This window comes from Roseivirga sp. 4D4 (assembly GCF_001747095.1).
GTDB lineage: Bacteria > Bacteroidota > Bacteroidia > Cytophagales > Cyclobacteriaceae > Roseivirga.
The window spans coordinates 1,282,895-1,295,016 of record NZ_MDGP01000001.1; the positions used below are offsets into that span (position 1 = coordinate 1,282,895).

Annotated in this window: 16 protein-coding genes; 10 read left to right on the forward strand and 6 right to left on the reverse strand. The window is 40.9% G+C overall.

Annotation, left to right across the window (positions count from 1 at the left end; genetic code table 11):
• Nucleotides 1-23 precede the first annotated feature (23 nt).
• From BFP97_RS05485 to BFP97_RS05500, 4 genes are all read right to left on the reverse strand, one after another.
• Nucleotides 24-674 (reverse strand): response regulator, encoded by a 651-nt coding sequence (locus tag BFP97_RS05485; protein WP_069841449.1) that lies wholly within the window; start codon nucleotides 672-674, stop codon nucleotides 24-26.
• Entirely contained in the window at nucleotides 671-1,690 is a 1,020-nt protein-coding gene (locus BFP97_RS05490; RefSeq protein ID WP_069841450.1) for a PAS domain-containing sensor histidine kinase, read from the reverse strand. The genes BFP97_RS05485 and BFP97_RS05490 overlap by 4 nt, the downstream gene beginning before the upstream one ends.
• A 113-nt stretch (nucleotides 1,691-1,803) precedes the next feature.
• A complete protein-coding gene (locus tag BFP97_RS05495; protein WP_069841451.1) occupies nucleotides 1,804-2,211 on the reverse strand; it encodes a cyclic nucleotide-binding domain-containing protein in 408 nt (135 codons plus the stop codon).
• Nucleotides 2,212-2,215: 4 nt separating this feature from the next.
• Nucleotides 2,216-2,746, reverse strand: coding sequence for a DUF4136 domain-containing protein (locus tag BFP97_RS05500; RefSeq protein ID WP_170827410.1), 531 nt, complete (start codon nucleotides 2,744-2,746; stop codon nucleotides 2,216-2,218).
• 200 nt (nucleotides 2,747-2,946) lie between these two features.
• Here BFP97_RS05500 and BFP97_RS05505 point away from each other — a divergent pair, with 200 nt between their 5' ends.
• Nucleotides 2,947-4,062 (forward strand): site-2 protease family protein, encoded by a 1,116-nt coding sequence (locus tag BFP97_RS05505; RefSeq protein ID WP_069841453.1) that lies wholly within the window; start codon nucleotides 2,947-2,949, stop codon nucleotides 4,060-4,062.
• Here the strand turns inward: BFP97_RS05505 and BFP97_RS05510 are convergent.
• Together BFP97_RS05510 and BFP97_RS05515 are read right to left on the reverse strand one after the other, a co-directional pair.
• Nucleotides 4,055-5,728 (reverse strand): Na/Pi cotransporter family protein, encoded by a 1,674-nt coding sequence (locus tag BFP97_RS05510; protein ID WP_069841454.1) that lies wholly within the window; start codon nucleotides 5,726-5,728, stop codon nucleotides 4,055-4,057. The genes BFP97_RS05505 and BFP97_RS05510 overlap by 8 nt on opposite strands.
• Nucleotides 5,729-6,583 (reverse strand): hypothetical protein, encoded by an 855-nt coding sequence (locus BFP97_RS05515; protein ID WP_069841455.1) that lies wholly within the window; start codon nucleotides 6,581-6,583, stop codon nucleotides 5,729-5,731.
• A 140-nt stretch (nucleotides 6,584-6,723) separates the two neighbouring features.
• On the opposite strand from BFP97_RS05515, the gene BFP97_RS05520 reads away from it, so the two are divergent.
• From BFP97_RS05520 to BFP97_RS05560, 9 genes are all read left to right on the forward strand, one after another.
• On the forward strand, nucleotides 6,724-7,095 hold the full coding sequence (locus BFP97_RS05520) for a hypothetical protein (protein ID WP_069841456.1): 372 nt from the start codon (nucleotides 6,724-6,726) through the stop codon (nucleotides 7,093-7,095).
• On the forward strand, nucleotides 7,092-7,628 hold the full coding sequence (locus tag BFP97_RS05525) for a hypothetical protein (protein WP_069841457.1): 537 nt from the start codon (nucleotides 7,092-7,094) through the stop codon (nucleotides 7,626-7,628). Before BFP97_RS05520 ends, BFP97_RS05525 begins: the two co-directional genes overlap by 4 nt.
• Nucleotides 7,629-7,710: 82 nt before the next feature.
• On the forward strand, nucleotides 7,711-8,166 hold the full coding sequence (locus BFP97_RS05530) for an Hsp20/alpha crystallin family protein (RefSeq protein ID WP_069841458.1): 456 nt from the start codon (nucleotides 7,711-7,713) through the stop codon (nucleotides 8,164-8,166).
• A gap of 102 nt (nucleotides 8,167-8,268) precedes the next feature.
• Nucleotides 8,269-9,102 carry a universal stress protein gene (locus BFP97_RS05535; protein ID WP_069841459.1) on the forward strand — a complete coding sequence of 278 codons (834 nt, stop codon included), beginning with the start codon at nucleotides 8,269-8,271 and terminating at the stop codon, nucleotides 9,100-9,102.
• Between the two features lie 6 nt (nucleotides 9,103-9,108).
• Nucleotides 9,109-9,948: a universal stress protein gene (locus BFP97_RS05540; RefSeq protein ID WP_069841460.1), complete on the forward strand. Its 840-nt coding sequence runs from the start codon at nucleotides 9,109-9,111 to the stop codon at nucleotides 9,946-9,948.
• 1 nt (nucleotide 9,949) lies between these two features.
• A complete protein-coding gene (locus tag BFP97_RS05545) occupies nucleotides 9,950-10,780 on the forward strand; it encodes a universal stress protein (RefSeq protein ID WP_069841461.1) in 831 nt (276 codons plus the stop codon).
• Nucleotides 10,777-11,175, forward strand: a complete 399-nt coding sequence (locus BFP97_RS05550) for a TerB family tellurite resistance protein (protein ID WP_069841462.1) — start codon at nucleotides 10,777-10,779, stop codon at nucleotides 11,173-11,175. The genes BFP97_RS05545 and BFP97_RS05550 overlap by 4 nt, the downstream gene beginning before the upstream one ends.
• A gap of 4 nt (nucleotides 11,176-11,179) precedes the next feature.
• Complete coding sequence (locus BFP97_RS05555) at nucleotides 11,180-11,539, forward strand: DUF1801 domain-containing protein (RefSeq protein ID WP_069841463.1); 360 nt, start codon at nucleotides 11,180-11,182, stop codon at nucleotides 11,537-11,539.
• 205 nt (nucleotides 11,540-11,744) lie between these two features.
• On the forward strand, nucleotides 11,745-12,107 hold the full coding sequence (locus BFP97_RS05560; protein WP_069844213.1) for a DUF6567 family protein: 363 nt from the start codon (nucleotides 11,745-11,747) through the stop codon (nucleotides 12,105-12,107).
• Nucleotides 12,108-12,122: the final 15 nt, after the last annotated feature.

Sequence of the window (12,122 nt, forward strand, 5' to 3'; positions counted from 1 at the left end):
CTTCCTTTCACTAGTTTTCAATGTCAAATCTCCGCAATGTTGTTTCGAATAGCATAGCGTACAAGACCTGCCGTATTCTTGGCATGCAGCTTCTGAATAAGGTTTCTACGATGTGTATCGACAGTCCGAGGGCTGATAAAGAGCATATCCGCTATTTCGTGGTTGGTATACTCCTCAGATATGAGTTTTAGAATCTCTACTTCCCTTTTCGTCAGCGAAGCAGCCTTGAGTGCCTTGGTTCTGCCGGTACCCTTTACAAAACGATTCATCATTTTTAAGGCTACTTCTTTGGTGAAATAAGTCTCTCCGCCAGATACTACTTCAATAGCTTCTACCAGTTCTGCCATACTCGTACTCTTCAAAAGATAACCTGTCGCTCCGGATTGTAAAAGTTCACTGATCAGCGCCTCCTCATTGTGCATGGTAAGCACTATGATGTTGATGTCGGGATATAGCCTCTTAATGCTTTTGGTGGTTTCCGTGCCATTCATGATCGGCATATTCACATCCATGATCACTACATCCGGTGTTGACTTCTTTAAGATATCCAGGGCTTCTAGACCATTCTTCGCCTCGCCAACAATTTGAATATGCTCTTGCGTCACCAAAGAGTTCTTGATGCCCTCCCGAACCAATGTATGATCATCTACAAGGAGAACAGAGATCTTCTTCATATCGGAATGTTTATAGACACCGTTGTTCCACTCTGCTCATTTGAATCAAAATGAACTTCTCCTTTCAATAAATGAGCCCGTGACTCAATATTGTTCATTCCCAAGCCTTTGGGTGTGTTTTCAACGTCAAAACCGCAACCATCATCTTCTACAAGCACTAAAAGCTCATGATCGGTTCTGGTCAAGTGCACATTTACCACTTTAGGTGCTCCATGGCGTAATGCGTTGTTCACGGCTTCCTGAATCATTCTATAAAGCCCAATACCAATACCATCTTTAAAATCTAGGGCCTCACCGTTGAAGTGCAGGTGCAGTTCAACATCCGTGGAATCGTCTATAGTGGCGCAAAGGTGTTCCAAGGCATGTTGCAAACCATAATCTTCCAATATGCGCGGTGTGAGATTATGGGAAATAGTCCTTACCTCCTGCATGGTATTTTCAATTTCTCCCTTGAGAACTCCATAGATTTCCTGAAAGCGATGATTGAACTTTTCCAGTTCAGGTTCTAGTGCATTAAGATTTAGGCTAATGGATGAAATGGCCTGACCAATTCCGTCATGCAGTTCCTGCGCAATTCTTCTTCTTTCATTTTCTTCGCCTTCGACAAGTGCCAGACTCTTAGCCTTTTCAAGCTTTCTTTTATCTGTTACATCCACAATGAAAGCCAAGACGAATAGCTCTTTTTCATGCTTGATATAAGTCAAACTTATTTCAAGTGGCACTTGGGTTGCATCTTTCCTTAGGCCGTACAAATCCGTTGCAGCTGCCATGCGTCTGACCTGAGGTGCCTTGGCATAATTTTCACGGTGCTTAACATGCCTTTCATGAAACTTCTCTGGAATAAGGACTTCGATTTTCTTACCGATCAGTTCCTCCTCGGTATAGCCAAATATCCTTGTACAACTTGGGTTAATCCTGACGATTTCAGCTTTCGAATTCGTAACTAGGATACCTTCAACTGAGCAGTTGAATATCAAAGGAAAAACTATACTATCCTTTATATAATCCTGAGGCATCCGTTTTGGTTAAAGCAGGTAAATAAGTTATCCACTTTGACTATAAAAAGGAAATAACTAATGCTCGAAGGAGTGTATTTGTTAGAAACGGCAAAAAATTGAGTGCCAACAACTTAGATATCCTCAAGCAAATCTAACTGACCAATCAACTGAAGCGTCACCTGATGCTTAAGTTTTGGCCATCTGGTCATGACTTCAGGCAGCCGAACCAGCGGAATCACTAAAAGCTTTGCCGCCCTAATGACCTTTGCCGTATGGTCGAGTATATGATTTCCTTGAAAGGCTTCTACACCAAGAAACCCTCCTTGGCCTATCGTCAAAATCTTCACTTCCTGTCCATAACCGTTCCTTTTGAATAGTGAGACTTTACCATCGATCAAAAAGAACAGTTTATTGAGTCGTTCTCCCTCTCGGTAAAGCCCACCTGAGAACTTCTTGACAATCCTGATTTCTTTGTCCTTCACCTTGTCGGATACTTCTCCTCTAGGTGATTCTGGCTCTGGTTTATAAGTCAGTATCATGCTATTATTTGACGGTCAAATACTTTGATAATATCTTTTCAACGGCCTTTTTGATTCTTTCCTCCGGGTTCTCTGGGGGAACATCCGATAAGGTTTTGGTACCTACCCCCTGCCACACCAATTGCTCTTTTTTGGTATCTACAAAATGGATGACCAAAGCGCCCTTCTTATAACTATAGGAAGCCATGTCATAGTCAGGCCAGTAGTTGAAACCAAATGGGTAGTAGTCATGGACCATATAGTCCATCTTCTGATCGATGGTGATGTGAAAGTCAACCAAAATATCGGGTGCCAGATCGAATCTCTTGAAACCAATGGAAGCCATTTCTGCTTCAATAGCATCTCTGATCCGCTTTCTATTCAGCTCATTATCATACATAGGGTGACTCTTACCAACAGGTTCTTGCTCCCTGGCCCAGGCAAAAGTCTTATAAGTGCTAAAGTCAGCTGCTTTATCATAATCTGATGAAACATACAGCTTCTGAGAACAGCTCAACTGAAGGAAAACTATTATTAGTACTACGAATTTTCTCATTGACATAGGTTTTGTGTTTTGAACACTTCTACAAACCTAATGTGCAGAGCAAGCCTAAGTTATGATAGCCATCAACAGCGGTAATGACTTTGATCAGTGGAAAGAAAGTGGACAATTCCGAATATAAATCAACATACTAGATGACCTGTATCATTCTGTTTTTAAGGGATTGTGCCCTACTTGAATAAAAAATAAGCGGAATGAAAGGCTCTTTATTTTTAGGTCAATTTGCCCAAATCAAAGTTTATGTTCACTGGACATTCTTCATCCTGTTTGCCTTTATTATCTATTCGGGAGTTTCCGCTGGCCAATCGGTTGATGCCATTGCCTGGCACCTACTCTTCCTAATCACAATTTTTGGTTGCGTTATACTACATGAGTTTGGTCACGCCCTGACAGGGAGAAGATATGGTTTTAAGACCAAGGATATCATTCTCTTACCCATCGGGGGACTCGCAAGATTTGAAAAGCTTCCAGAAAACCCTATTCAAGAGTTTGTTGTGGCCATCGCTGGGCCCATGGTCAATTTTGCCATCGCATTTGTGCTGTACTTTATTACCCAACCCAGTGCACACATGATCCTGAACCTTGATTTGAGTTCAATCAATCAGGAGAATTTTGTGACACTCATTTGGATAGTCAATCTTTCTTTGGGTCTCTTTAACTTAATACCGGCTTTTCCAATGGATGGTGGCAGAATTTTTAGAGCCATCTTATCTATGTTTCAACCCAGAGAAAAGGCCACAAAGAATGCTGCCCGGCTGGGGTTATTATTGGCGTTAGGGTTTATCGTTTTGGGTCTCTATTACAATCCGTTCCTCATTTTCATTGGAGGATTTATTATCCTATCAGCCTCTTCGGAATCTTCCATAGTCAGCGCTCAGGCCTTATTGGAGGGTCATAAAGCAGGAGACATTGTAATGCACAACTTCTCATCCCTTAATCACGACCTATCCATCGCACAAGCCTCTGAGGCTGTGCTTGATAGACAGTCAACACATTTTGTAATTTATTCAGATAGCAAAGAGGTCGTGGGTACCGTCAATAGAGACCAAATTATTAAGTCATTGAAAGTGATGGATCACAAGACCACGCTTTCATCTATCATGAATCCCGTATTAGAACACATTCCTGCTGAAACCTCCCTTAAGGAGCTCTATACGAGTCAAATACTTCGTAATAATGTAATGGTACCTGTTACTGAAAATGGTGAAGTGGTTGGAGTGATCAACCTGGAAAACATTCTGGAGTTTTTGGCTATAAAACAGGCTACTCCTCAATGGAAGTCCATTTTACAACGTCACAAGCCTACCTAAAACTTGGAAGGTTCTCAAATTCGCTGGCTTGTTCCGGGTCTAATAGATAATCTTTTAGTGAAAGTATAATCGCTCGATTAGAGGAAAATAACTGTCTATTTACATTAAGCACTGTCGCAATTTCTTCTTCGCGTAAATGTCTTCGGTTAGGCCGATCGTAAACCATATTTAAGAGATCATCATATTCCTTTTGAATATCAACCATAAGTTTTCCCAGCTCTTCGAAATAAACCTCATCGTCATCAGAATCAAGCATACCGATAAATCGTTGAATCATATCACTGCTATAGTCATTTAGGAAACTATAAATCCTCTCTAAACTACTGCGGCTTGACTTACGAAAACTGACAAGGTCTTTTTCAATATCCTTTATATCCTTAGCCGCATAAAGCGCATTACTCGTAGTGGCTATTATCATAGATAGTTTGGATGATTCTTCTTCGGTCAACGACTGCTTCTGTAGGTCACCATAGAAATTGATCATCTCACCTTGTAGCCTCTTTATCTTATGGTATTGATCCTTAAACCTGTTACCCGACCTCAGAAGCCCACCATTCTTCGCGGCATTGTCTCCAACTGACGTTTCCTGAAGAAAAGCCATGCCATAGAGCCTCAATACCAATGAAATGAGGTGCCTAGTCTCAAGGTGTAGCGCTTCAAGCGCTGCTTCTGGTACCTCAACAGTGGCTTCATGAACTAGAATACCGACCTTATCATCCTTACTTGAATATTTGCTGATTAGAAACTTGGCGAAACGATCTAGGAATGGAAAGAAGATTATGATTCCAAGAATGTTGAATGAGCTATGAAAAACCACCAACCCAAAAAGCTCATCCTTGACATTCAGTACATCAGTAACAAAAGTGATCAGCACGCCTAAAAGAAGAAAGGCCACTAAATCTGTGATGAGATTAAACAGAAAATGACCTAATGCCACTCGCTTCTTTGATGATGTACCTTGTATACCTCCTATCATCACAGTTATGGTTGTCCCCAAATCCGCACCAATTACCATGGCGGCTCCGGCCTCAAAACTTATAATTCCAGCATTCAGGGCACTCAAGGTAATTACCATGGAGGCTGAACTTGACTGAATAATGGCAGTAAATACGAACCCTACTAATAGAAAAACAATGGGACCATACTCCGCGAAAATGCTGACGTCAAAATTCTCCGCCAGGTAAACAATGCTATCCTTCATAAAGGAAAGTCCTAGAAAAAGGAGTGCAAGGCCGATTGTCAAAAGCCCGGTATTGTAGAAGTTCTCTCGCTTCGGAAATAATACCACCATAAGTCCTCCTATTGCGATAAAAGGCATGATGAAATTTTCAATATCTACCTTGAAGCCAAGCGTTGCCACAAGCCAACCGGTGAATGTGGTGCCCAAATTGGACCCTAGAATAACACCCAGGGCGTTTTGCATACTAATTACACCAGCACCCACAAATGCGAGAAGCATTAGGGTGACCACAGAACTGCTTTGTAAAACAGCTGTAATCAATGTTCCGCTGAAAATTGCTTTGAGTTTGTTAGTCGTATGCTTCTTGATATAGACTTTGAATCGTCTCCCTGACAATTCCTTGACGCCCTTCTCCAATTGGGCCATACCGAACAAGAACAAGCCTAAGCCAGCGGCAAACTTCCATATGTCGATATGTTCTAACACCTATTTTAAATCAGTTTGGTCAACCATTCGGGGAAAAACTTCTAAACGCCTCAAATAGACTATTGACAACAAAAAACCAGCGAGACCAATCAATGACCATAATAAAATTAGCAAAGTACTCGGATGTAGACCCTTAAAATACAAGCTGGCAGACATCGCCATTAGGGCAAAGCCTATTAATGCAGTCATGACCAGCATTACACCCGTCATAATAAGTCCTAAGCTATGGTTTTGAAATAATAAAAGTGCAGCAATCACCATCATTGGAATAATGATACCAAGGTCGAGCGAATAGATTACTAGCGGAGGTTGACCATCCGGAGTTTCTGAGAAGTAATCGGGCACAATCAGGTGATTTACCAGATCACGCATCCAAAGAGATCCTAACATCACAGCAATCATCAAAAGAAAGACAATGATCAGGTAAAGACTAAACCGATTTCTATAAGCATAGTCATTTCTGGCATTCAGCATATGGTGAAAAACGACAAAGAGGCAGAGTAGGCTTATCGAAAATATTGGCAGGTGAAGAAAGTAGAGTAGTGTGAATGTGGCATCAAAAACATAGAAAGTGTACACATAGACCAAATAGAAAAGTGTACCCCCCAAGACCAATTCCCATTTCAGCGAACGCTTTCTTATGGCCATCCAGGAAGAATAAACCAGTGTGGGAATGGCCGCAACTAGTGTCATGAAATCCTGACCAAGCCATTGTGCATTGACCCATTCCCCATCCATGTACAGATCATTGTTGACCAAACCAAGGACGGTTGCGAAAAAACACAGCGTAGCTAAGATCGTGGTCAGCATACCCAAAGCACTAAAATCAGTTGTATGAATAGCGATATTTCTCATTGACTTAACTATTAGCTCCATAAATCAACGAAGATGCCAGAGCATATCTCATGACCATTGTCATTGTCTTCAGTGATCACCATCATTAACAAAATACAGTGTTCAATTTAGTTTTATGTAGGTAACTCAACTCATTGAGAATGAAGACATCAATTGTGGTTTCATACGGCTCACAGACCTTCAGTGGTCCGGCATCTTTCTTGGATGCCGTTGACTATGCTCACCTTGTATATTATGCGTCAGAATCACTTATCGGTTCGGTCTACAATGATCTTGCTGCTTTCGAAGAAGCTCTTGAACGAACCTACAGAATTCTGGAGGCCGCTCAAGTGCCTGTGCACTATCATATTCGTACTGCTTTCCGTGGTACTAATCACAAAATCTATCGGGATTGGAAGCTATCCAAGCTTGCCAATTACCTGCTCAGTATCAATGGGCATCCAGATAATGGCAACGTTGCGCTACAACAGTTGAAAGCCTTTTCAATTCTCAACCAAAAACGCAAGACATGAAAAAACCCAGAGCCTTTTTTATTGGTCTCGCCATTGTAATTGTTGCTTTTACGATTTTCGCAATTGTTTATAGAGCCATTTATTCGATGGATATTGCCCGGTCTTATCAGGTCAATTCACCTCATTTTGAGACCAGCCTGTTCATTGCTACACAAAGCAGCCCTTTCAAGGATCGATTGGTCAATCAACTTGTTGATTCCCTAGAAAAACACCCCCTATTCATTCAAGTCAAGGACATTTCTCGCCTAGAATCCATTTCACCCGAAGAGTGGAATGCCATATTAGTCATTCACACCTGGGAATACTACAAAGCACCAAACGCGGTCAGACAATTCGCATCTGACTGGAAGGAACTTGATCATATCGTCTACTTCTCTACTTCCGGTGATGGTGGATATGCATTAGAAGATGTGGATGCAATCAGCGGAGCATCTAAGGAAGATCAAATCGAAAATTACACAGTTCAAATTCTCGATAAACTCAGGCCTCATATACTCTCAAAACCCATTGATCAAAATCATATTGTCCACTGATTCGAGTCATTAAAATGATGGGTGGATTAAAGGAACTTTAGGTATAAATCAATGTATCATTTAAATAAAGGAGGATATCACAATGACACAGTTAGTAAAAGGTTCCCGTCTTTTTCCTGAAACGCCTTCCTTGCTTTCAGGCTTTTTTGATGATGACAGTTTTTTCAATCTTGACTTTCCAAGAATGGGCAATGGCTGGCCTAGTCGTATTCCGGCAGCGAATGTCAAAGAAAACGAAAATGAATACATCATTGATTTGGCAGCTCCTGGAATGGCAAAAGGTGACTTTAAAATCGATATTGAAAATGGTGCTCTTACCATTAGTTCTGAGAAGGAAGAAGAATCAGAAGACAAGTCGGATGATTACACGCGTAAAGAATTCAGCTACAGCTCTTTTACGAGATCATTTAGACTACCCGAGTCGATCAACGAGGATAAAATCAAGGCTAAATACGAGAACGGGGTGTTGGTAGTCTCTCTACCAAAAAAAGAAGAGGCTAAAAAATTATCAACCAAAAAAGAAATCAAGGTTGGATAGCACTTGATGTGGTTGATTTATTCCAGGCTGGTTCAATTTCAAAATTGTCTGACATAGCATTCTGTAAGAGAGATTGAGCCAGCCTAATAACATTTATACTTTATGACAAAACAGAAAATACTAGTTCCGATAGATTTTTCAGGGTGCTCAATCAAAGCACTAGAAGTAGCCATTAATCTGGCCAAAGGCATTGATGCCACTATTACCATTATGAATGCCTGTCAAAAGCCAGCGGCCTATACGGATGCAAGCGTTACAGCCTACTCGCGAGACCTTATGAGAGAGGCTGAAGTCAATGCAAAAGACGCCTTCAAAAGTGTAGAAGCTTCATTAGGTGCACTCCGAGATGTGGAGCATCAATTTCAGGTGAAGCATGCATTTCCAAAAGACGCCATTATCTCCCATGCTCAAGCAGGAAATACAGATCTCATTGTGATGGGTACAACAGGAGCCAGTGGCCTTAAGGGAATACTCTATGGAAGCAATACGCACTCGGTTATCAAAAATGTACAATGTCCTGTACTGGCGGTTCCTGAAGCATCATCGGTCACAAGTTTTGAAAACATTGTAATGGCTGGAGACTATCAGGAAACACCTGGTAAAGACACTTTTGATATGCTATCAAAAATCGCGAAAGCTTCGGGTTCCGAAATTCATGTGCTACATGTAAGCGAAGAACCTGTAATTCAATCAGGTGAAACAGATGAAGCTCAAAAACTCGATCGGTACTTCAAAAACATCAAACATAGCTTTCACTTTAAGTTAGACCAGCATGTAGATGATGGTATCAATGATTACATCGATGAGCATAATATTGATCTACTCGTCATTGTACCGAAAAAGCATAAACTACTAGAAAGAATATTCAAAGCCAGTGTGACAAAGAAAATGGCATATCATTCTAAGATTCCACTATTGGTTCTTCATGAAAACTAAGAGATAATGAAACTAAAAAACATACTTGTTCCTGTTGACTTCTCAGAATGTTCTAACAATGCACTGGAGTATGCCATTGAGCTGGCTGCGCTATCAGAGGCGAAACTAACGCTGCTACACTGTTATGTGGTGCATATTCCAGCAGCTGAAATAACCACCGATTTACAACCTGAACTGGCCCATGAATATCGGCAGACTGCCGAGCGAAATTTCAAGCTCTTGAAAGAACGGCTCCAATCACTGTCAAAAGTAGATTTCCAAGAGGAGATCAAAATAAGCTTCATCAATGATGGAATTGCCAATACCGCAAAAGAAATAGAAGCTGATCTGATCGTAATGGGTACTCGAGGGGCCGATAATAGAATAGATAACTTTTTCGGTAGCAATACTTACCGAACCATTAAAAAGTCTAAACTGCCTGTCCTGGCCATTCCTGAAGAGGCTACTTTCAAACCTCTCAAAAAAATTCTATTTGCTGCAGATTTTAAGTTTGTCGCAGACCTGAAAAACCTGGAAATTATCAAGACACTTTCTACCCTATTCAATGCCAAAATTGAAATTTTACACGTAGGCCATGGTTGGTCTGAATTGAACATGCATCAGACAGAAGAGGCCTCGGCCATAGTAGAGTTCTTTGGACATACCGATCATGCTTATCACTTTATCAAGGACAATGCTCCCATAGAATCCACCATTGATAATCATATAAGTGAACACCAAAATGAGCTTCTGGTATTGATTGCCAGGAAACACCATTTTCCAGGTTCTCTCTTTAAAAAGAAAATCACGAGAAGGACAGTCATGCATACTGAACTCCCATTACTGACTATTCCAGATATCAAATAAAATGGCAATAGATAGAATCATTATACCAACAGATTTTTCTACTTGTGCCGATCGAGCACTTGAGCTCGCACTCAGCATGGCCACTAAGGACCTATCCGAACTGATCATTTGCCATATCAACCCTGTAGCTGCAGGTGGTGATGCTATGTTTTTTATTAACGCGGAAATTCTGGATAGAACAGAAAAAGAAGTTGACCAGTCATTCCGTGAGCTTTTGGATAAGTTCCCAAAGTTGAAACAGGTCTCACATAAATTTGTGCAAACGACTGGGTTTTCGGTAGACAAAATTCGGGATGTTGCTGAGGAAGAAATGGCCGACCTCATGATTATGGGTACAAAAGGTCGTAACAATCGCATCGGGGAGTTCTTCGGCAGCGTAGCCTCAGGAATTATGAAGCGATCGGACATTCCAATACTGATTGTTCCAGAAAACGCTCAAGTAGAGTCTATCAAAAGCATACTCCTTGCATTAGATTTTGAAGATGAACATCAGCAGGAGGGCACAAAGGTATTGAATGCTATTGCGACTACGCTACAATCGGAATTGCATATAGTAAATGTAATCAAGGATCTAGCGCCTAGTGAAGTGTCTTTGAATCAAGCGCAAATGAGTCACTATGATGCTGAATTGCCCCATATTGATCATCATTATCACTTTGTAAATGATGATGACATAGAGCATGGTATCACCCAATATGCACTGGAAAATGAAATCCAGATGATCGCATTAATAGGTAGATCTTATCGCTTCATTGACAGACTTTTTCATAAAAGCCTATCTAAAAAGCTGAGTTATCATACCACGCTTCCACTTTTGGTCCTTCCAAAATGAAGCCGGAGAAGCTTGACCTCCCCTTCTATGAAAACTTGGCAAGACTCTTCTACGCCATGGCAACGGTAGACAACCACGTAAGAACTGTCGAGAAGCGGAAAATCAAGGAGATTATCGAAACTGAATGGGACGACACCTCATCTTCGTTGGATAGTAATCAGGTAATGTATTCCCAATTGAAAGTATTGTTTGAAGAAGCCTTTGACAAGGAAGAAGCCTTCCAACTGTTTAAAGCCTATTTTTTAGCACACCGTGAAACCTTTACGAAAGATTTAAAGCGAAAAATCATGCACGGAGTGAATCAGATTGCGAATGCTTTTGGAGGAACCAGTAAATCCGAAAGTGTGCTGGTCAGCAGATTATATTTTCTCATGTGGGGCACCCCAAAAACTTAACCGAATGGATGAGCATGTCAATGCCTATATAGAAAAGCAACAGTCTCCTCAGAGGGAAATCTGTTATGAGCTAAGGCGCATAATTCTGGAAGCACTTCCTGGTGTTCAGGAAGAGATGAAATGGGGAGTTCCTTCATATGATCACGGCAATTATTATATCGTAGCACTCAAAACCCATGTTAATATCGGTTTTGCACTCAAAGGTTTGTCCAAGGCGGAAAGGCTTCTACTCAAAGGAAAGGGGAAAACGATGAGACATCTTGAGGTTTTCAGTTTAGAGAAAATAGAAGAAAAGAGAGTCGTGAAGCTTATCCTTTTAGTACATGAGCGCACTCAAGTCAGTTCGACTCAAAACAAACAATAAAACTCATCTACTTTCTTAGGTTTAGTGATACTTCATTGTTGTCAAGAGGCAAGGCAATTTGACTTTGGCACCATGTGATAACCAAGGTCAATTTCACAAATGACCTCAGTCATAGCATACTGATATTAAGACACTTAACTTAATGCCTTCATTAACGCAAACTGATTTATTGATCGAATCAAACGCATTATCAAAAACAAAAGACATGAAAAAAACAATCCAGTACTCAGCAATAATCTTGGCTTTGGGCTTACTAAGTTCTTGTGGAACAAGTGCGGCCTACATTAATAGCCAAACTTCGACTCAGGTACACCTTTCAAATAATAATTATGAAGTGATTAGCAGAGTTAGTGGAAGCTCAGAGGTTGCCTATGTCCTGATATTTGGAGGTATGAACAAAAAGCGTCTATATGAGAATGCCTACGCTGAGATGGTCAAAAAAGCAGAGTTAACCGGTTCCAGGGCTCTTGTGAACATTGTCACTGAAGAGCACATTGGTGGAGTTCCCCCATTTTATTATGAGCGGACCATAACAGTTAGTGCACATGTGGTCGAATTTACAAAATAGCCAATCCAACCAAGC

What these genes read in the sequence shown, in the direction of transcription:
- BFP97_RS05520 (WP_069841456.1), top strand. Translation starts at nt 6,724, where the DNA reads ATGAAGACATCAATTGTGGTTTCATACGGCTCACAGACCTTCAGTGGT.
- BFP97_RS05550 (WP_069841462.1), top strand. Translation starts at nt 10,777, where the DNA reads ATGAAGCCGGAGAAGCTTGACCTCCCCTTCTATGAAAACTTGGCAAGA.
- BFP97_RS05540 (WP_069841460.1), top strand. Translation starts at nt 9,109, where the DNA reads ATGAAACTAAAAAACATACTTGTTCCTGTTGACTTCTCAGAATGTTCT.
- BFP97_RS05505 (WP_069841453.1), top strand. Translation starts at nt 2,947, where the DNA reads ATGAAAGGCTCTTTATTTTTAGGTCAATTTGCCCAAATCAAAGTTTAT.
- BFP97_RS05545 (WP_069841461.1), top strand. Translation starts at nt 9,950, where the DNA reads ATGGCAATAGATAGAATCATTATACCAACAGATTTTTCTACTTGTGCC.
- BFP97_RS05500 (WP_170827410.1), bottom strand. Translation starts at nt 2,746, where the DNA reads ATGAGAAAATTCGTAGTACTAATAATAGTTTTCCTTCAGTTGAGCTGT.
- BFP97_RS05515 (WP_069841455.1), bottom strand. Translation starts at nt 6,583, where the DNA reads ATGAGAAATATCGCTATTCATACAACTGATTTTAGTGCTTTGGGTATG.
- BFP97_RS05525 (WP_069841457.1), top strand. Translation starts at nt 7,092, where the DNA reads ATGAAAAAACCCAGAGCCTTTTTTATTGGTCTCGCCATTGTAATTGTT.
- BFP97_RS05555 (WP_069841463.1), top strand. Translation starts at nt 11,180, where the DNA reads ATGGATGAGCATGTCAATGCCTATATAGAAAAGCAACAGTCTCCTCAG.
- BFP97_RS05560 (WP_069844213.1), top strand. Translation starts at nt 11,745, where the DNA reads ATGAAAAAAACAATCCAGTACTCAGCAATAATCTTGGCTTTGGGCTTA.
- BFP97_RS05485 (WP_069841449.1), bottom strand. Translation starts at nt 674, where the DNA reads ATGAAGAAGATCTCTGTTCTCCTTGTAGATGATCATACATTGGTTCGG.
- BFP97_RS05530 (WP_069841458.1), top strand. Translation starts at nt 7,711, where the DNA reads ATGACACAGTTAGTAAAAGGTTCCCGTCTTTTTCCTGAAACGCCTTCC.
- BFP97_RS05490 (WP_069841450.1), bottom strand. Translation starts at nt 1,690, where the DNA reads ATGCCTCAGGATTATATAAAGGATAGTATAGTTTTTCCTTTGATATTC.
- BFP97_RS05495 (WP_069841451.1), bottom strand. Translation starts at nt 2,211, where the DNA reads ATGATACTGACTTATAAACCAGAGCCAGAATCACCTAGAGGAGAAGTA.
- BFP97_RS05535 (WP_069841459.1), top strand. Translation starts at nt 8,269, where the DNA reads ATGACAAAACAGAAAATACTAGTTCCGATAGATTTTTCAGGGTGCTCA.